Below are 19,150 nucleotides of genomic sequence, written 5' to 3' on the forward strand. Positions count from 1 at the left end.
ATCATAATATGGGTTAGGGGTAAAATTTAGAGTCGATATTAATACTGCATTTGACTCTCTTGAGTAGTAATATTATAATTATGCAAAATAATTAATTATAGTTTACTTTACAGTCAGAAAGGTATTAATAATGAAGACAAGAGTTGTAAAATTTTTATTTATGTCTATAATGTTTACATCAATATTTTCATCATTTTTATTTGGTGCTACAGAGCGCAAATCAAGCGGTTCTAAGCAACAAGATAGCAAAAGGACATCTATGGAACCTAAAAATGTATATGTGGATTTAACCAGAATTCTTACATTTGATCCTAATTTATTATCATCATCTTCTTTGGAATGGCGTAAACATTATACAAAGCTTCAAAGTATGCTAGAACCAATTGAAGGCGAATTAAAAGCATTAGAAGAAAAGTTTGCAAAGGTTAAAAGCGAATTTGAATCTCTTCAAAAAAGCAGCGTAGCTTCCAATGAAGCTTTACAAAGCAAATATCAAGAAGCAGCTAAAGCGCAAGTAGAGTTAGAGCAACGTATGAGAGAACGCGAGCAGTTTGCACAAGATGAACTCAAGAAGATACAATTTCAACTTTCTCCAAAAATTGAAAAAGCGATAAAAGAAGTAAGAAAAGCTGGTGGTTATCAATTAGTATTAAGAAAAGAATTTGTATTAGATGCAGAAGAAGGTCTTGATGTTACTAATGATGTTCTATCTCTTATGAATAAAGAGTATCAAGAAGAAGAATCTAGAGCAAAGACAAAAGATCAACAAAAGTAGTTTAAAAGGGAAGTTATCATAACTTCCCTTCATTTTATAATCTTATGAATAATTCACAAATTAAAGCTATTATAGGATTAGGTAATCCTGGTAATCCTTATAAAAATACAAGACACAATATTGGATTTAGAATAGTAGACGCTATTGCTCAAGAATATAACGGAATTTGGCGTAAAAAAGATAACATGGAAATTGCAGAAATTTCTATCAATAGTCATAAAGTTATGCTTATAAAGCCTCAAACTTTTATGAACTCTTCGGGGCAAGTTTTGCCATATTTAAAAAAGCAAGGTATTAATTCTGATCAAATATTAGTTGCTCACGATGAACTTGAAATGTCCTTTGGTAAAATGGGATTAAAATTTGGGGGTAGTGCTAAAGGTCACAATGGTCTGAAATCTATAATTTCACAAATAGGACCAGATTTTTGGCGTTTAAGATTTGGTATAGGACGTCCTGAAAATAAAGAAGATGTACCAAATTATGTTCTTCAAAATTTTGATAAATCTCAAGATATTAATATAGTTTATTTAATAAATGAGTCCATTGTCTTAACCCTAAATCAATTTTTTAATAATAAAGTATAATTATATTTTATTATTTCTCATTATAATGATATGTTAATTAAAATCTAAATATAGGGAAATTTATATTTTTAGATTTAGTCTATTATACTTACAATACTAATTTCAATTAATTAAAAGTTGTATATAGCTGTGAAAATTTTTAAACAAGTGGTAGCTTTAAGAAGGTTTAAATGTTAAAAAAATTTAATATATTATTGATTTCTATATTTTTTGTATCTTTTTCTACAAATTGTATGTCTAGGACTAAAAAATTAAGATCATTTTATATTCCGCGCTTTACAAAACGAGTAAATATGCCTACTAGTACTAACTTAAATTTAATTTTAGATGGGCAAAGTAAATTTTTAACTACAAATAAGAAGCGTTTTATGGTTGTAGGTTCGATGTTATTTGGAACAGGAACCTTATATTCTTATGCTGCAAAATATAAAACTCATTCTAACTTAATAGACTTGCTTGATAAAAAAACTTCATCTAAACCAGATTGTTTTAATGCTCTTTCTAATATTTTGAAAAAGATAGATTCGGCAGGAGTTGTTAATATTCAAGATGAATATGGATTTACAGCCTTATTTTATGCAATTTTAGATGGTCAAGTAAACGTAGTGAGAGCTTTATTAAAAACTCAAGATGTAGATATTGTAAGTCCTTTAGTTCTTAATTTTACTCCTCTAGATTATGCAGTTTTGCATGGTAAAATAGAGATTGTAGAGTTATTGATTCATTATTTAGGAAATGATTGTAATGTTAAACAAGCTGCTCTAATCATGGCCTCTCGATATGGTCGCAAGGATATAGTAAAAATACTTATTCAATCGGGTACTAATGTTAATGCTAAAAATAAGTCTGGCAATTCGGCTTTATTAGAGGCTACTCAAAATGGTCATAAAGAAATAGTACAGATGCTTATTGATTCCGGTGCTGATGTTAATGTTCAAGATAAAGATGGCAATACTGCTTTAATTCGAGCGGCACAAAATGATAACCTAAATATAATAAAATGTCTTATCAATTCTAATGCAAACCTTTTAGAAAAAAATAATAAAGGGGAAAGTATTTATACTATATTGTATAAAAAAAGAGGAAATGGGATAGATAAATTTATAGAAGAACTGCTTCTTAATAAAGAAGTCAATTTAAAAGAAAATTCTATAAAATATGCATTGCAGTCTTGTATGCTAAATTTTTAATATTTATTTTAATTATTGATAAAAGCTCGCTTTTAAAGCGAGCTTAGTTTTTTTTATTCTAGATTAACATCGATCCAATTCTTAAGTTCATTGACAAAGCTAGGATCTATTTTTTCTGTAGAACCACCTTGGATTAATGTATCTTTAGCGCCACCAAAAATATTTTTATTTTTTAACCAATTTGCTAGATTTTTTAAATTAATTTTAGATTTAAATTGATCTGAAATCATACCTAAAAATAGGTTTTTATCATTGTTTTTGCTGTTTAAAAAATAAAAACCAGGTTTTAACTTTATTAATTCAGTTGCGATATTTTTAAGATCGTTATTATCTAAATTTGTTAATGTTAAATATAAAAATGGTATAGAGTTAATATTTTCTGTTTTTTCTGACCATTTTTTGATTTCTGATTTATAGAATTTAGTTTTTAGATCTTTAATTTCTTGATTTAATAGTTTCACTTGTTCTTTTTGTTTTTCAATAGCATTTAATACTTGATCTTGAGGGACTTTAAATTCTTGGCTTAAAGTTTTTACTGTATTAAAATTATCTTGAAATAGTTCAAGAGCTTTTGGTCCAGTTAATGCTACTATTCTTTTAACCCCTGATGCTAAAGAAGATATTTGTGTTATTTTAAACACCCCAATATCACCTGTTGCTTTTACATGTGTTCCACCACATAATTCTTTAGAAAAACCAGGAATTTCAATTACTCTTACAGCTTCTGGATTATATTTTTCTCCAAAAAATGCAATAGTGCCACTACTAACTGCTTCTTTTAAAGTACTATGTTTAATAAAAAGAGGGATATTTTCCATTATTTTTTTATTAACAAGATCTTCTACTTGTTTAATTTGATCTTGAGTGAGATTTTCATGATAAGTGAAATCAAATCTTAAATAATCAGGTTCAACTACAGACCCAGCTTGTTTTACTTGATTTCCTAAAATTTCTATTAAGGCTGCTTGCAATAAGTGAGTTGCGGTATGATTTTTCATTGTATTGATTCTACTTGGAGAATCTATTTTTAATGTTACTACTTCACCTACTTTTAAATTAACAGGAGTTTCTATTAATGCGGCAATAGCATTACCAAATTTTTTAAGAGCAAGCAATGGGGTATCTTGTCCTGCTATTTCTATAAAACCTTGATCGCTTACTTGCCCTCCGCATTCTACATAAAATGGAGATCTGTCAGTTATTATATAACATTTAGTCTTTGCTTTAACTTCATTAGTTTCTTTTAATATATTTTCAGAGTTTTCTACCACTATTGAGATAATATTGCTAGTTGTTATATGTTCTTCATAACCAGTAAATTGAGTATATAGTTCTTGATCTAAAGAGCATTGTTCAGTTTTTTTGCCGGATCTCATTCTTTGTTCTTCCATATATTTTTCAAAGCCTTCTTCATCAACTGAAAAACCTTGATCTTGTGCAATAACTTTGGTTAATTCAAGAGGAAATCCGTATGTATCATATAATTTAAATGCTTTATCGCCTGATATTACTTTTTCTTGGTTATTATTTAATTTATCTGAAATATATTTATTTAATATAGTTTGTCCTTGAATCAAATTATTTGAGAATTTATCTACTTCACTATTTAAAGTTCTAATAATTAAATTTTTATTGGTCTCAAGTTCAGGATAGATAGATGACATGTGTTTAACAAGTGTTGGAACCAACTCAACAAAGATATTTTCTGAATTTAATTTTTGAGCAAATAAAGCTGCTCGTCTGATAATTTTTCTTAAAACATAACCCCGGCCTTCATTGGAAGGTATGGCGCCATCAGCAATTGCAAAAGAAGTTGATCTTAAATGATCGACAAGTACTCTAAAGGCTGCTTTTATATTATCTGAAGAGGTATTGTACTCAACATTAGTTAATTCTTCTATTTTGTTTATTATTGGCATAAAAAGATCGGTTTCATAAACAGAGTCTTTATTTTGTATAATTGAACATAATCTTTCAAGGCCCATACCGGTATCAACGCCAGTAGATTTTAATGGTTTAAGTTCGCCATCAACTTGTCTATCATATTGCATAAATACTAGATTCCAGATTTCTAAAAATCTATCACAATTACATCCTGGAGCACAATTACTTTCTTGGCAACCGAAATTATTACCTCTATCGATGTAAATTTCACTGCATGGTCCGCAAGGACCGGTATCACCCATTTGCCAAAAATTATCAGCTTCACCTAATCGGTATATTCTATTATCGGGTAACCCTATTGATTTATTCCAAATTTCATATGATTCATCATCTTTATGATATACGCTTGCATAAAGCTTTTCTGTAGGTAAATTTAACCATTTTGTTAAAAAATCCCAAGCATAATTTATTGCTTCCTTTTTAAAGTAATCGCTAAAAGAAAAATTACCCATCATTTCAAAAAAAGTTAAATGTCTTTTAGTGAATCCGACATTTTCAAGATCATTGTGCTTTCCACCTGCTCGTATACATTTTTGTATACTTACAGCTCTTGTATAACTTCTTTTCTCTTTTGATAAAAATAAATCTTTAAATTGATTCATTCCTGCATTTGTAAATAATAAAGTGGGATCTTGAGCAGGAATTAATGAAGAACTTTTAACATAAGTATGATTATTTTGTTCAAAAAAATCGAAAAATTTTTTTCTTATCTCAAATGAATTCATAATATGCTTTCTATTATAATAAATATCGATATAACTTTAAATTTTATTTTAATAATAACATATTTTAAATATATTTAAAAATTTATGGCATCAATATCTTATTAATTTATTGCATTTATAAACTCTGAGGTTTATTATGTTCTCTAAGCCTTTAATTGAAGTTGTTAACTAACTATAAAAATGAGTATAATTTCTAAAAAATTTATTAAAGCCGTAGCTATAGATATTGATAAAAAATCTACGACTATTATTTTTCAGCTAATTTTAATGACAATAACTTTAGCAATAGTAGGATATTTGTCGTATAAGCCACTTTTTGAATTTAATTCTCTTGACTCTTTACCCGAAGTTAAGTCTTTTAATCCGAAAGTAGGTCATATTAGTCAGATGCCTAATAGTGTTAAAGTTGGGTTATTTATTTATGATTTTCCTAAATTTGATTTTGTTCGTAATGATTTTATATTTGATGGATTGATATTTTTTGAGTTTGATCCAACTATTTTAACTTTAGAAACGTTAAATCAATTTTCATTTCGCAAAGGTAAAATCTTATATAAATCTGATCCAAACATTACCCTAAAAAATGGTTTAATATTTGTCAGATATGACATAAAAGTGGAATTTAAGACTGATTTGAATTATAAAATGTTTCCTTTTAATAATCATCGAATAAACATCATATTAGACAATGATTTTCTTTATTTTCAAGAGATTATGTTTAAGCCCTCAATTGCTAGATTTATTATTAATCCTGATATGTATGTTGCTGGATGGAAAGAATACAATAAAGATATATTAGCAGGATACTATAGTGCTCAATTACAGAGATTTAAACCAAGTTCTATTATTAGACATCCTCGTGTAGGTTTTACTATTGAATATTTAAAAAATAGTATGCGTGAAATGATAAGCATATTTTTACCATTATTTTTATTGTTTTTTATGTCTATTTTTTCTTTTGCTATGGAACCTAAGACTTACTTTGGGTCTATAATTGGTCTTTCAACAGGAAGTGTAACAGGAATGCTTTCTTATCGTTATGTTATTAATAATTTATCTCCTAATGTTGGTTATTTTATGTTTTCTGACATTATTTATTTTGTTTTTTTAGCAATTGTTATATTTGTTTTTCTATGTAATTCTCAGGCGTTTGATTTGACGGCAAAACAGAAAGCAGCTATTTCTCTTTTAATGCATCTTATTATAGTTTTTACTTTTATATATCTTTTTAAGTTTTGGAGTATCTAAAAAATGAAATTTCAATAGAAAGTAATTAGATGAATATAGTGTTTAAATTATTATTTTTAAGTTTATTTACTTTAAGATGTATTGGTTTTGATACTTTATCAGACGCAGTACTATATGCTGAGTGTAAAACCAATGAGAAACTTTTTAATAAATTATTAAAAAGGAAGAAGCCTTTATGGTCTATTGATATTTTTAAAGACCTTTTGCAATCCGTACTTGTTTCAAGACAATTAAAAGGTTATGTTTCAGATTTGGTATTTAAATATACCCCAATGCCTGGCTCTAAATTTATTGTATTTGGCGATATCAATTCTTCTTTTGATTCTTTAATTAAGGATTTAAAATTTTTGTTTGAAAGAGGAATTATCGATAATAATTTTAGAATAAGAAGACCGGATACGTTTTTTGTTTTTTTAGGAAATATTATTAATGGTTCTGAAAATATTCTTGAAACACTTACGGTTATCTTAAAATTAATGCAAGAAAATCTACATTTAGTATTTTATCTAAAGGGTAAATCAGAAGTAAACTATAATTGGCTTAATACTGGCATTAAAAAAGAGCTTAAAATACAAGTGATTCAAGATAAAAAATCATTGTTTTTAGAAAATGAGATTCATTCCTTTTTCAATACTTTGCCTTATGCTTTATATTTGGCAAATAATCCAGATGAAGGTATCATTCGTTTTTCTAATTTTGATTTTAATTATCGTAAGATTAAAGAAAAGAATTATATAGGTATTTTAAAAAGTTTAAAATTACATAGCTCACAGACTGCTAATATAAGTAAATTCAGTACTTATAATATTTGTAATCTAAATAGTAATGTTTATGCTAATAATTTAATTGATGTTAAAGTTTTAATTAAGAGCCAAGATATTTTAAGAAATTTTCAATCAATAGAAGGGCTTTCTACTTTTATGTCAGAAAAAGGAGCTATCGTTTGGAACTTATTTTCTTCTCCCAATAATTTTTATCAAGAGTATTTTAATGCAAATTACGATGCATTTTGTGTAGTAGATATATATTCTTCTTTGGCAGAAACTACAATTTCTTTATATAATAGAGATATAAAGGATATATATAATTTTTCTCAAAAAAGAGCTTATAAATTATTAACTACAGAAAAAATTAATTCTAAAGATAACTTGTTTTTCGATTCTTCTACAAGTAAAAATCATCTTGATAAAAAAGATATTGAAGAGCTACAAAATTTGATTAAAAATATTATGATAAAAGTTAAGAATATTTCTCAAAGGCTTTATAGTTTTGAAAATAGGTTAAACAACTTTCTTTTTAACTCTCAAGTTACATCTTTACCTATTAATAATAGGGAGCATTTGAATGAAATTAAATAATCTAAAATTGTTAATTATAGTTTTTAGCTTTTTCAATAGGCTATTTTCCTTTGTTAATTTAGATCAGGCAAGAGAATATAGTTTATATTATCCCGAGTTTCCTAAATTTGATAGTAAAGTTGAAGAAGGAGATTTTTCTACTTTTTATAGATCTCTAGTTCAATCAAGATGGAAAAAATTTTTAATTAAACTTGGTTTTGAAAGCAAGCCTATTTGGAATTATTCTGATTTTGCTTCTATTTTAAAGCGTGTGACTCAAATTTGCTCTAATAGATTAAAAAAGCATACAGATAAAGATTTTTATAATTTATTAGAGGTAGATGAAAATAGTCAAATTATATTATGGGGAGATCTTGAGGCAGGGTTCCATTCTTTTGTTAGAGATTTAACTTATTTGCTTGATAGACATATAATAGATAATGAGTTTAAGTTAATTGTACCTGATACTTATTTAGTATTTAATGGTAATGTTATTGGCCGAGGGCCTTATCCTATTGAAACTTTGACATTAATTTTAAAATTAATTGAAGTTAATCCTGATAAAATATTTTATATAAGGGGCCATCAAGAAGAAATTCATGTATGGCCCGAAATGAGTTTAGAAAAACAGATTAAAATTTTAACTAGTGATATAACTTATATTGATATCAACTGTTTTTTTAATACTTTACCAATAGGATTATTAGTTAATTTGAAAAATGATGTTAAAGATATAATTAAGATATCCTATTTTGGTCTTGATAAGATAACCGATTATATTGATGATCTTGTTGTTATTGATTCAGAAGCTCAATCAAGAGGGAACATGAATTCTTATTTGGCTAAAGCTTATATACAAGGGCAGTTGACTTATAATTTTCATGATATTAATTTAACAAATAAGGTACCTAATTTTTCTTGTGCTGAAGGATTGTATAGACTTGCAAATATAAATAATACTATAGTGTGGTCCACTAAATCTTCTCCTATTCAATTTTATCGTATGAATTATAAATTTTCTTATGACTCTTTTGTAACTTTAAATTTTGGTTCTTCTATAAAAGATACTAGTATATCTTTATATTTTTCTTCAGAATCTAATAATTTTGAGTTGAGTGCTATATATAACCTAATTAATGGAGAATTACTTGCAAAGGGTCAAAGTGCTTTAGAACGGCTGCCTTATTATTCTAAAAATTTTCATTTGCTTGATAAACAGCAATTGATTAAGAGATTGAATTTTATAGATAAAAAAGTAGATTTTGTTCAAGACCGGTTAAATTACTTAGAATCTAAATTGGAAGCTGATCTTAAAAATATAGAAGTTAAAAATAAAGTTATAAAGGATCTGAATTTTGATAATAGCCTTATAGATAAACTTTTAAATCAGAATTTTGAAAATCAAGAAGATATATACAGTTCAGTAATGGCTCTTATAGATAATTTTGATGTTGCAGTTACTAGATTAGAGCATATTGAACAATTGATTGGTGCTAATAATTTAATATTAAAAGAAGACCTAAAAAGGGTTGTACATATAGAGCAACCTAAAGGTAAAATTATTTTAGGATCATCAGCAGCTCTTACTCGAACCGCCAAGGGAGTAGGAGTTCCTATTTGCCAAGGTTTATCGTTGTCTATTTCTGATCTTAATCATTTGGGTGGTATTAATGGTAACTTTATAGAACTGGTATTTCTTGATGATAAATATATACCATACTTATTTGAAAAGAATATAAGAGATATTTTTTATAAGTATGAAACTAATTTGCTTTTATTTCCTGAAGGCAGTACTAATATTTTACATGTATTGAATTTTATTAATGATAATAACATGTTTATATTTTTTTCTAAAAGTGGCTCTAGTTTTTTAAGAGATACTAAATTGAAGAACGTAATTAATTTCAGAGCTAGTTTTATAGATGAAGGCAAGGTTCTTGTTGATCATGTGCTTAAGCATCATTCAAATGCTAATTTTTTGTTTTTTTATCAAGATGATGCTTTTGGTTTAGATGTTTTACAAGGAGCAAAATCTATCCTTGATAAAAATAGTATAAAAAATTGGACAGAAGTATTATATAGAACAGGTACATCTAATCTTAAAGAAGCGGCTATTAAAATTAAGCAAGCTAATCCTGATACTATTGGCTTGTTTGTGTTAGGTCCTACAGCTGTAGAGATTATTAGAGAATTAGGAGTAGAATTTTTAGCAAATAAGACGGTTTTTGGGGTATCTGCTATTGCTGATGATGTAACCAGAAATGTTCTTAAAAATATGGGAGTTAATTTATTATTATCTCAGCTTGTTCCCTGTCCTGAATCAAGTGATCTTGAAATAGTTAAAGAATATAGAAAGAAATTAAGTTATTATGGATATGAACCTAATGCATTTTCTTTAGAGGCCTATATAGCAGCGAGTATATTTTTTGATCAAGTTTCTAAAATAGATTTGCCAATAACTGGTGAAAAAATTATGAATCAGATTGAAAAATTAAAAAATTATAATTTTAAAGGCCTTAAGTTGAATTTTAATTTAGCCACTAGAAGTTTAAACAATTCTATATGGTTAAAAAATATAGATGGTAAATGTATTGAAAAAAATATTGAAGATTTAGAAGAATACAAAGAAGTTGCAATTTTTAATAGATAGCTATTTTTTACTTTTTTTTTTTATAATTTATACTTAGGAAAAAAATTAAATTTTATTGATTTAATTTAAAAAATCTAAAGGCTATTTTATTATAATAATTTATGAAAAAAATTGTTTTTTTAATATTTTTAATTAGTGTTAATTTTTTATCAGCGGTGAACCGTAAAGTTAAATCTATTAAAAGAAAGAGAAAAAATGTTTTTACATATATTAATCATAATAAATTTGTAAATGCGCCTATTATTTCCCTTAATCTAAATCAGCTTAAGTTAAGAAAAATTCGAATCAAAAGATCTTTTTTAAAGGTTAGACCTTTAGTTAAGCCTAAAAAAAATATTTTAATATTCACAAGTAAAGGTGGAGGAGGGCATATAGCTGTTGCCAATGCTCTTAAAGGATACTTAAGTAATTTTTACGATATTAAAATTGTAAATTTTTTTGAAGATGTGATGACTTCTTTAGATATAGTTCGTACGTTGACTCTTGGAAAACTTTCAAGTGAAGATTTTTATAACCTTTGTTTAAGATACAATTTTATTAAATTATTGAATATTTTTTCAAGAGTTGGAGCTTGGGGATTAAGAACACGGCAAAATTCAATGGAAAAATTACTTTATGAGTATATTAATAAATTAGATATAAAACCAGACTTAATAGTGTCTGTTATACCTATGGTTAATAATGTCATTTTATCAGCAGCGGAAAAATTAGATATTCCTTTTTTGATTATTACTAACGATCTTGATACTGTTAATTATATTAATGGAATAACCAAAGTAAATTATAAAAAGTTTTATTATACTTTATCTTTTGATGATAGCGATATTATTGAAAAGATAGAAGCAGCCAATATTCCAAGCAATCAAATAGTTTTCTCAGGATTTCCATTACGGCCTGAATTTTTCTATAAAAATAAAGACAAAGAACCCATTTATAAAGATTTTGATATTCCTGAAGATAAAAAGAAAGTTATGGTATTAATGGGAGGAGCAGGCTCTTATGCTTGTTATAAATATGTAAAATCTTTATCAAGATATAAGTATCCAATACATATTATAGCGTGTATAGGTCGTGAAGAATCTTTAAGAGCTAGTATAAACAAAATTAAATTACCTCCTCATATTACCTTATCAATAATAGGCTATACTAATAGAATATCAGATCTTATGGCAATATCTGATGTACTAATTACTAAATCTGGTCCTGGGTCTATATGTGAGGCTATAGCTTCGAAACTGCCTATGATAATCGATAAAACTAATGACATTATAAGATGGGAAAATATGAATGTAGATTTTGTCAAAAAGTATAAGTTAGGAGAAATACTGACTAATATGAGAAACTTACATTCGACTTTAGATAAGTTATTAAGTAACTTTGACTATAGACAAGAAATTAGCCAGAATATAAATTCTTTTAGTGGAAAGTTGTCCTTTCAAGATAAAATTACCAATTTAGTAAAAGGTATATTAGTATAGTTTTTATTAAAATATTGTCTTTAAATAAATATTTATATACTCTTAAAAGGATATATTTTATAAAATGAGTAGTTATAGTTATTTAATTTAATGAAGAAGTTATTTTTGTACTTTATATCTTTTTTATTGATCTTTTTAGTGTCTTTTGTATTTGTCCCAGAAGCAAAAAATACTTTATCTAGAAAAAAAATTTTAATAGTAACTAGTCGTGGAGGAGGAGGACATATTTCAGCCTCTAATGCTCTTGAATCTTATTTTAAAGATCGATTTGATATAAAAACAGTAAAATTATTAGAAGAAGTTTTAAGCCCTATAGATGCTTTTCAAGATTTAACTTTTGGTAAGTACAGTTATGAAGATTTATATAACTATTTTTTAAAAGAAAGATTAACTTTTTTTATCAATATAGTTGCCTCTAAATCAAATTGGTATATAAGCTCTTTTTCTAAATCTATAGAGAATTTGATCAAGCAGTATTTTTTTAAGGAAAATCCAGATATTATTATTTCCGTTATTCCTCTTTTTAACCAGCAACTGTTAAATGTTTCTAAAGAACTTAATATTCCACTAATACTTGTAACAGTTGATTTAGATACCATTAATTATGTGCGAAATTTCAATAATATTAATTATGACAAATTTTTCTATACCATAGTTTTTGATGACGATTTAATCAAAGATAAGCTCAAAAATTTAAACTTAAATAGTAATCAATTAAAAGTAGTTGGTTTTCCTATAAGAAAAGATTTCTTTGAGGTTAAAGATATAAACTTAATAAAAAAAGAATTTAGTCTACCATTTAATAAACAAATAATTATGATTTTAATGGGCGCAACAGGCTCCTGTGCTTCTATTAATTATTTAAAAGAAATTTCCAAGCTTAATTTAGATGCTCATATAATTATTTGTACAGGAAGAGATGATAATTTAAAAGATAAGCTTAAAAAAGTTAATTTATCTGAAAATTTAACTATATCTATTATAGGCTTTACAGACCGTATATCAGATTTAATGGCTGTTTCTGATTGTATTATAACAAAACCAGGACCTACAAGTATCTCTGAGGCTTTATATTTAAATAAACCAATTATAGTAGATTACACATGTTCCCCAGTATTTTGGGAAAAGTTAAATATAGATTTTATAGAAAAACATAATTTTGGATTTGTAATTTCTTGTTTATCAGATCTAAAAATATTTTTGCCTAAAATACTTGATAAAAAATATAACTCAGAAGTAGTTAATAGAATCAAGGTGTTTGAAAAAAGAAACCCTATTCAAGAAATCTCAAATCTAATTAATAGGCTAATTTTAATAGATTAACCTGATTAATATTAATTATATTGAAACATAAATATCCTTTTGACTAATCTTTGTAAGTAGTTATAAAGAAAACTCTCAAGTCAAAGAGCATTAAGCAAGAATGTAATAGGTTCAATTAAGCGATTCAAATTAATTTAATTGCTGTTTATAATTATGAGTATAATCTGTTTTGAAAGAAACCTATTGTATTTTACTAATTATACGTTAATAGTCATAAAAAGATGCAATGATTCCAGACTCTATAAATTTTGATTTTTGTTATTAAAAGCTATTTAATCATAGCACTTGCTTGAATTAGCATTTGAACTATCTCTTTATGTTCCTTCATAGATGACCAGATTAAAGCTGTATTGCCAAATTTATCTGTAGCATTAACATCAGCGCCAGCTTTAATTAGCATCCGAACTATTTCTTCATGGCCATTTCTGGATGCCCAGATTAAAGCTGTTTGTCCAGTAAAAGGATCTTTAGAATTAATATCAGTACCTGCTTTAATTAATATTGCTACTATATCTTTATGGCCATGTCTTTTTGCAATACTTAAAGCTTGATTGCCAAAGCTATCTGTAGCATTAACATCAGCACCTGCTTTAATTAGCAATTTTACTATCTCTTTACATCTGCTTACAGCAGCAGACATTAAAGGAGTACTTCCAAAATTATCTGTAGCATTAACATTAGCGCCAGCTTCAATTAGCATTTGAACTATCTCTTTATGACCATAATAAGAAGCCAATATTAAAGCTGTATTACCAAATCTATTTTTAGCATTAACATCCGCACCATCAAGTACTAAATTAACTACTTTTTGCATGTCTTTATTGGTTACATTGTTCAAAATATTTATTAATTGAGAATTAATTATTCTTTGATAAAGTCTTTTTCTTATTTTATTTTTAAAATCTTGCGATTCAATTAACTGAGCAAAATCTCTATTGACAAACTTTAATTGAACTAATTTTTTATTAAATTCTTTATTTTCCTTAAACGTTTTTTCAAATTTTTGATTAAAATCTTCTATATTATTCCATTGAATATTAGGGAAATAATCTTTTATCAATTTTCGTAAAATAATACTCCATATCTCATTTGGTAATTTAGTAGCCTGCTCAACTTCCATATAATCTGGTTGATCCATAGAGATAATACTACTATTAAAAAATAGAACTAATAATAATATTGTATATAGACATTTCAATTTATTCATTTTTACCTTTAGTAATTTATATTTAAATATTGCGATTTTTAATAATTATACACTAATAGTCATAAAATAGTAATGATCCTAGACTCTATAAATTTTGTAATAAGAAAAATATCTAGAGGTAAAATTCTAAATCTTTTATTATTAGATGAATCTTGATTTTTGTTATTAAAGACTATTGAATTTCAGTTGATATGGCATATTTCATTTAACATTGGAAACTACTAAAATATGCCTAATATCATTTTAGACATTTTTTTCTCAATTTTATCAAATTATGCCAAATTGTTGATTTTAAGTTAAGAAAAACAAACTATATCTATTTTAGTTAAAGGATCTGATGTTAATTTATAGGATTACTTTGGCAACACTGCATTAATGTATACCTTTCAATGAGAATATATGTACATCTGTAAGATGTTGCAAGTTTAATTTTAAGTGTAAAAACGATCAAATTGCTTTAGATATTGCAATAGGAAAGGGATATATTGAAATAGTAAATCTATTGAGTAAGTAAAGAGCATTAAAAAGACTTGGTTTTTACCAAGTCTTTTTAAAAATTAAAGTTTTTTAATTTTATCTTTAATATATTCTATAGAGTCTTCTTGATTTTTAAGCACTTGATCGATTAAGTCAGCGATTATTTCAACGTCTTTTTCTTTAAAACCTTTAGTAGTTATAGCTGGAGTTCCTATTCTTATACCGCTTGTTATCCATGGTTTTTCATCATCAAAAGGAATTGCACTTCTACTGACAAATATATTAGCTTTATCAAGTAATTCTTGAGCTTTTTTACCAGTTATGTTTTTGTTTCTTAAATCTATGATAAAAAGATGATTATCGGTTCCATCAGTTACTATTTTATAGCCTAATTCTTGGAATCTTTTAACCATGGTTTGTGCATTTTTTATTACTTGTTGTTGATAGATTCTAAAATCTGGTTGTAATGCTTCTTTAAATGCTACTGCTTTTGCTGCTATAATATGCATAAAAGGACCACCTTGAGTGCCTGGCATAATTGCTCTATCTATTTCAGTTTTATACTTTTCTTTACACATTATTAATCCTCCTCGAGGACCTCTTAAAGTCTTGTGTGTAGTGCTAGTAACAAAATCAGCAAATTCTATAGGGCTTGAATGTAATTGAGCTGCTATTAAACCAGCAATATGTGCTATATCTGCCATTAGATAGGCATCTATTGATTTTGCTATTTTTGAAAATCTTTCAAAATCGATAAATCTAGAATAAGCAGAAGCGCCTGCGATAATAAGCTTTGGTTTATAAATTTGTGCTAATTTTTCTATATTGTCATAATCAAGTTGATGAGTATTACTGTTTACATCATATTGTACTGTTTTATAAATAGAGCCTGAGAAATTAACAGAATGACCGTGAGTTAAGTGTCCACCTGATGATAAACTCATGCCCATAATAGTATCACCAGGATTTAAAATGGCATTATAAACTGCCATATTTGCTTGAGAGCCTGAGTGAGGTTGAACGTTTACGTGCTCTGCTTTAAAAAGTTCCTTGCACCTTTTGATTGCTAGTTCTTCTATTTGATCTATAAATTCACAACCAGCATAATATCTTTTCTTTGGATAACCTTCAGCATACTTATTGGTTAATATAGATCCTGTGGCTTCAAGAATCGCTGGAGATACATAGTTTTCAGAGGCAATAAGATTTATGCCTGTTAATTGTCTTGTTTTTTCTGAATTGATTAATTGATCTATTTCAAAATCAAAGTTTTTTAGATTATTCATTTCAATGATTTATTTTCAATATTTTATATTTTTGTCATATTAATAACTATTATATTAAAATAATACGAGTTTATCTATTTTTATTTTTTTGGTATTTATTATTTCTCTAGGATTGTTTTTTTTTGTTTATTATTTTATAATAAAATTATTATTTAATAATAAAAAATCTAAATGTTTTTAAAAGCTCAAAGGATGTAAAGTGGTATTAGCTGGAGATTTACGCAAAGGCACTAAATTATTGTGGCGAAATGAGCCTTATGTTGTTATTGATTATCAACATGTAAAGCCTGGTAAAGGTGGTGCTTTTATGCGTACAAAGATGAAAAATTTAATTAGTGGTCTTCTTCATGAAGAAACTTTTAGATCTGAAGAAAAGTTGCCAACTCCTGATCTTGAATATAGAGATATGTTATTTATATATGAACAAGATGGTAATTATGAGTTTCTTGATCAAGAGACTTTCGATCAAGTTTCTTTAAATAAAAGTCAAGTTGAAGAGGTTCTTCCTTATTTAAAAGAACAAACAGTATTTAGTGTACTTTACTTTAATGATAAGCCTATATCGGTAAATCCACCGTTATTTATGGAACTCAAAGTAGTTGAAACTCCTCCAGGAGTAAAAGGAGATACAGCTCAAGGTGGTTCTAAGCCTGCTACTTTAGAAACAGGTCATGTTCTACATGTACCTTTATTCGTTGAAGAAGGCGATATAATTAAAGTAGATACAAGAGATGGTAAATATATTGAACGTATAAAGAAATAAGTTACTTTTATGACTGAGTCTAATTCTAATTACAATAATGATAGTATTTTTTCTGACAATTTAGAGAAAAAAGATCAAAGATCTTTAATTTTTCATCTTCTATATGCAGTTGATTCGCATAATTATGATGTTTCGTTAGAAAAAATAGTAGAAAGCTTTTCTAATAATTTTGGCATAATAATTAAATTAGACAGCGATGTGTTTAAAAAAGCAGAACAAATAATTAAAGATAAAGATATTATAGATCAACAACTATTACCTTTGATTTCTACAAGTTGGCGACCTGAAAGATTAGGAACTATAACTCGTTTGATATTAAGAATAGGTGCTTGGGAGTTGCTTAACTCTGATATAGATTCAGCAATAATAATTAATGAATCAGTAGAGTTAGCCAAGTGTTTTGCCGAGCGCGATGCTTATAAGTTCGTAAATGGTTTATTAGATGAGCTTTCAAAACAGCTTATTAAGAACAATAAAGATCAATAATTTATTTAAAAGCCGATTTTTAATCGGCTTTTAAATTTCAATAAATTTTAAATATTATGAAGTATTAAAGTAATCCAATATTTTTGTTAATATATTAATATAATTATTACCTATGTTAATTATTTTGAGAACTTTATGATATTAAAGAAATTGCCAATTTATATAAGTGATTTTAATAAGATGATTCAAAATAATTACTTATATATAGATAAAACCCAATATATTTACAGATTATTTAAAGAAAGTACCCAGTATTATTTTCTATCACGTCCTCGTTGCTTTGGTAAATCACTTTTAGTCTCAACTTTAAAAGAGCTATTTTTAGGCAACAAAGAGCTTTTTAAAGATTTATGGATATATTCAAGTGATTATGACTGGCAAGAGTATCCTGAAATTATTCTATAAATTTAGATAAAAACCAAAGCCCTGAAAGTACATTATATCATTTGATAGCAAATCTATCTAAAATAAATAAAGTAGTAATATTAATAGACGAATATGATAAGCCTATACTTGATCATCTTAACAATATAGAAGAAGCTGAAAAACTTTGATCCACTTGGTTTCAAATCAATATTACTCTTTAGAAACTTTAGATCAAGTTGAACTCAACCTAAATAACCTAGATAGCTTTGATATAGAAGATATAGAACTTGTAACACTATTATTTCAAACCGGCTACTTAACTATTTCTGATTATAATCAAACAACTCATAAAGTTAAATTAAACTTTCCTAATTATGAAGTAGAATATTCATTTACTAATTTTTTAGTTAAAGCTTTATCATAAGTCTATTAAGCTCTCAATTAATAAAAGCTCTATAAAATAACGATATAGCTCAATTCTGTTATAAGATAGAAATACTATTTGCAAGTATTCCAATACATAATAATATCGGATGAAAAAGAAAGTTATTACCATGCACTATTACAATTCTTATTTAGTTTATTATCTTTAGAATCTCAATCAGAGATCTTGACCAATAATGGAAGAATTGATTTAGTTTTAGAGACAAAAGAATATATTTATATCTTTGAATTTAAATTAAATAAATCAGCTCAAATTGCTCTTCAACAAATCAAAGATAAAAAATATTATCAAAGGTTTTTAGATAAAAATAAGAAGATAATACTCATTGGTCTGAATTTTATTAATAGTAAAGATAAGACTGAACTTGAATTTATAACAGATGAGATTAATTAATATGAGCACTGTTATATACAGTGCTCTTCTATTATTACTTAAAGAAAAATTTAATTTCTTCTTGAGCAGCTTGAGGGCTATCAGAGCCGTGAACAGCATTTAATTGAACTGATTGACCGAACATCTTTCTAATTGTACCCATATTAGCAGTATCGGGATTAGTGGTGCCCATTAACTCACGCCAGGAAGCTATAGCATTAGTTTTTTCAAGAACCATAACAATAATAGGTCCTGAAGTCATATAATTAACCAATTCTTTAAAAAAAGGTCTTTCTTTATGAACAGCATAAAATTTTTCTGCATCTTTTTTTTCAATAGTGGTTTTTTTCATTTCTTTGATATTAAAACCATTAAGCTCTATTAATCTAACAATATCGCCACTATTTAAATTATTAACCGCATCAGGCTTAATTATTGCTAATGTTGATTGAATTTCTGGTTTTTTAACTTCTATTTTTTCTTCTAGCTTT

General features: G+C 26.6%; 18 protein-coding genes. 14 read left to right on the forward strand and 4 right to left on the reverse strand.

Going from position 1 to position 19,150, the window contains the following annotated elements; translation table 11 throughout:
* Positions 1-130 precede the first annotated feature (130 nt).
* The 3 genes from BABL1_RS03875 (at position 131) to BABL1_RS03885 (ending at position 2,552) form a co-directional block, all read left to right on the forward strand.
* Entirely contained in the window at positions 131-775 is a 645-nt protein-coding gene (locus tag BABL1_RS03875; protein ID WP_023792663.1) for an OmpH/Skp family outer membrane protein, read from the forward strand.
* Between the two features lie 44 nt (positions 776-819).
* Positions 820-1,362 (forward strand): aminoacyl-tRNA hydrolase, encoded by a 543-nt coding sequence (gene pth, locus BABL1_RS03880; protein WP_023792665.1) that lies wholly within the window; start codon positions 820-822, stop codon positions 1,360-1,362.
* Positions 1,363-1,532: 170 nt separating this feature from the next.
* Complete coding sequence (locus BABL1_RS03885; RefSeq protein ID WP_023792667.1) at positions 1,533-2,552, forward strand: ankyrin repeat domain-containing protein; 1,020 nt, start codon at positions 1,533-1,535, stop codon at positions 2,550-2,552.
* Positions 2,553-2,605: 53 nt separating this feature from the next.
* Here the strand turns inward: BABL1_RS03885 and alaS are convergent, their stop codons facing one another.
* Entirely contained in the window at positions 2,606-5,221 is a 2,616-nt protein-coding gene (gene alaS, locus BABL1_RS03890; RefSeq protein WP_023792669.1) for an alanine--tRNA ligase, read from the reverse strand.
* A 180-nt stretch (positions 5,222-5,401) separates the two neighbouring features.
* On the opposite strand from alaS, the gene BABL1_RS03895 reads away from it, so the two are divergent.
* The 5 genes from BABL1_RS03895 to BABL1_RS03915 all read left to right on the forward strand — a co-directional run bounded on the left by BABL1_RS03895 (position 5,402) and on the right by BABL1_RS03915 (position 13,257).
* The gene (locus BABL1_RS03895; RefSeq protein ID WP_023792671.1) at positions 5,402-6,469 is read left to right on the forward strand and encodes a ligand-gated ion channel; all 1,068 of its coding nucleotides are present in this window, start codon (positions 5,402-5,404) and stop codon (positions 6,467-6,469) included.
* Between the two features lie 29 nt (positions 6,470-6,498).
* The gene (locus BABL1_RS03900) at positions 6,499-7,827 is read left to right on the forward strand and encodes a Serine/threonine protein phosphatase PP2A family (protein ID WP_023792673.1); all 1,329 of its coding nucleotides are present in this window, start codon (positions 6,499-6,501) and stop codon (positions 7,825-7,827) included.
* Positions 7,814-10,456 carry an ABC transporter substrate-binding protein gene (locus BABL1_RS03905; RefSeq protein ID WP_023792675.1) on the forward strand — a complete coding sequence of 881 codons (2,643 nt, stop codon included), beginning with the start codon at positions 7,814-7,816 and terminating at the stop codon, positions 10,454-10,456. The genes BABL1_RS03900 and BABL1_RS03905 overlap by 14 nt, the downstream gene beginning before the upstream one ends.
* A gap of 101 nt (positions 10,457-10,557) precedes the next feature.
* On the forward strand, positions 10,558-11,934 hold the full coding sequence (locus BABL1_RS03910; RefSeq protein WP_023792677.1) for a UDP-N-acetylglucosamine--LPS N-acetylglucosamine transferase: 1,377 nt from the start codon (positions 10,558-10,560) through the stop codon (positions 11,932-11,934).
* A 90-nt stretch (positions 11,935-12,024) separates the two neighbouring features.
* Positions 12,025-13,257 carry a glycosyltransferase gene (locus BABL1_RS03915; protein WP_023792679.1) on the forward strand — a complete coding sequence of 411 codons (1,233 nt, stop codon included), beginning with the start codon at positions 12,025-12,027 and terminating at the stop codon, positions 13,255-13,257.
* Positions 13,258-13,525: 268 nt separating this feature from the next.
* On the opposite strand, the gene BABL1_RS05285 is transcribed toward BABL1_RS03915, so the two are convergent.
* Both BABL1_RS05285 and BABL1_RS03925 read right to left on the reverse strand, forming a co-directional pair.
* Positions 13,526-14,464, reverse strand: a complete 939-nt coding sequence (locus tag BABL1_RS05285) for an ankyrin repeat domain-containing protein (RefSeq protein WP_023792682.1) — start codon at positions 14,462-14,464, stop codon at positions 13,526-13,528.
* Positions 14,465-15,021: 557 nt separating this feature from the next.
* Positions 15,022-16,227 (reverse strand): serine hydroxymethyltransferase, encoded by a 1,206-nt coding sequence (locus BABL1_RS03925; RefSeq protein WP_023792684.1) that lies wholly within the window; start codon positions 16,225-16,227, stop codon positions 15,022-15,024.
* A 199-nt stretch (positions 16,228-16,426) separates the two neighbouring features.
* Between BABL1_RS03925 and efp the strand changes: the two genes are divergently transcribed.
* From efp to BABL1_RS03950, 6 genes are all read left to right on the forward strand, one after another.
* Entirely contained in the window at positions 16,427-16,990 is a 564-nt protein-coding gene (efp, locus tag BABL1_RS03930) for an elongation factor P (RefSeq protein WP_023792687.1), read from the forward strand.
* A 9-nt stretch (positions 16,991-16,999) separates the two neighbouring features.
* Positions 17,000-17,476, forward strand: coding sequence for a transcription antitermination factor NusB (nusB, locus tag BABL1_RS03935; protein ID WP_023792690.1), 477 nt, complete (start codon positions 17,000-17,002; stop codon positions 17,474-17,476).
* Between the two features lie 135 nt (positions 17,477-17,611).
* Positions 17,612-17,881, forward strand: coding sequence for an AAA family ATPase (locus BABL1_RS05570; protein ID WP_044601182.1), 270 nt, complete (start codon positions 17,612-17,614; stop codon positions 17,879-17,881).
* A complete protein-coding gene (locus BABL1_RS05575; protein WP_146617319.1) occupies positions 17,878-18,030 on the forward strand; it encodes an AAA family ATPase in 153 nt (50 codons plus the stop codon). The genes BABL1_RS05570 and BABL1_RS05575 overlap by 4 nt, the downstream gene beginning before the upstream one ends.
* Positions 18,027-18,266 carry a hypothetical protein gene (locus tag BABL1_RS03945; RefSeq protein WP_044601183.1) on the forward strand — a complete coding sequence of 80 codons (240 nt, stop codon included), beginning with the start codon at positions 18,027-18,029 and terminating at the stop codon, positions 18,264-18,266. Before BABL1_RS05575 ends, BABL1_RS03945 begins: the two co-directional genes overlap by 4 nt.
* A gap of 78 nt (positions 18,267-18,344) precedes the next feature.
* Entirely contained in the window at positions 18,345-18,680 is a 336-nt protein-coding gene (locus BABL1_RS03950) for a PD-(D/E)XK nuclease domain-containing protein (RefSeq protein ID WP_044601184.1), read from the forward strand.
* 34 nt (positions 18,681-18,714) lie between these two features.
* Here BABL1_RS03950 and ndk read toward each other — a convergent pair whose 3' ends face one another.
* On the reverse strand, positions 18,715-19,113 hold the full coding sequence (gene ndk, locus BABL1_RS03955) for a nucleoside-diphosphate kinase (RefSeq protein ID WP_044601304.1): 399 nt from the start codon (positions 19,111-19,113) through the stop codon (positions 18,715-18,717).
* Positions 19,114-19,150: the final 37 nt, after the last annotated feature.

This window comes from Candidatus Babela massiliensis (genome assembly GCF_000513475.1).
In the GTDB taxonomy this organism is placed as follows: Bacteria; Babelota; Babeliae; order Babelales; family Babelaceae; genus Babela; species Babela massiliensis.

What these genes read in the sequence shown, in the direction of transcription:
- pth (WP_023792665.1), top strand. Translation starts at nt 820, where the DNA reads ATGAATAATTCACAAATTAAAGCTATTATAGGATTAGGTAATCCTGGT.
- nusB (WP_023792690.1), top strand. Translation starts at nt 17,000, where the DNA reads ATGACTGAGTCTAATTCTAATTACAATAATGATAGTATTTTTTCTGAC.
- BABL1_RS03895 (WP_023792671.1), top strand. Translation starts at nt 5,402, where the DNA reads ATGAGTATAATTTCTAAAAAATTTATTAAAGCCGTAGCTATAGATATT.
- BABL1_RS03910 (WP_023792677.1), top strand. Translation starts at nt 10,558, where the DNA reads ATGAAAAAAATTGTTTTTTTAATATTTTTAATTAGTGTTAATTTTTTA.
- BABL1_RS05570 (WP_044601182.1), top strand. Translation starts at nt 17,612, where the DNA reads ATGATATTAAAGAAATTGCCAATTTATATAAGTGATTTTAATAAGATG.
- BABL1_RS03915 (WP_023792679.1), top strand. Translation starts at nt 12,025, where the DNA reads ATGAAGAAGTTATTTTTGTACTTTATATCTTTTTTATTGATCTTTTTA.
- BABL1_RS05285 (WP_023792682.1), bottom strand. Translation starts at nt 14,464, where the DNA reads ATGAATAAATTGAAATGTCTATATACAATATTATTATTAGTTCTATTT.
- BABL1_RS03900 (WP_023792673.1), top strand. Translation starts at nt 6,499, where the DNA reads ATGAATATAGTGTTTAAATTATTATTTTTAAGTTTATTTACTTTAAGA.
- BABL1_RS03925 (WP_023792684.1), bottom strand. Translation starts at nt 16,227, where the DNA reads ATGAATAATCTAAAAAACTTTGATTTTGAAATAGATCAATTAATCAAT.
- BABL1_RS03885 (WP_023792667.1), top strand. Translation starts at nt 1,533, where the DNA reads ATGTTAAAAAAATTTAATATATTATTGATTTCTATATTTTTTGTATCT.
- alaS (WP_023792669.1), bottom strand. Translation starts at nt 5,221, where the DNA reads ATGAATTCATTTGAGATAAGAAAAAAATTTTTCGATTTTTTTGAACAA.
- BABL1_RS03905 (WP_023792675.1), top strand. Translation starts at nt 7,814, where the DNA reads ATGAAATTAAATAATCTAAAATTGTTAATTATAGTTTTTAGCTTTTTC.
- BABL1_RS03875 (WP_023792663.1), top strand. Translation starts at nt 131, where the DNA reads ATGAAGACAAGAGTTGTAAAATTTTTATTTATGTCTATAATGTTTACA.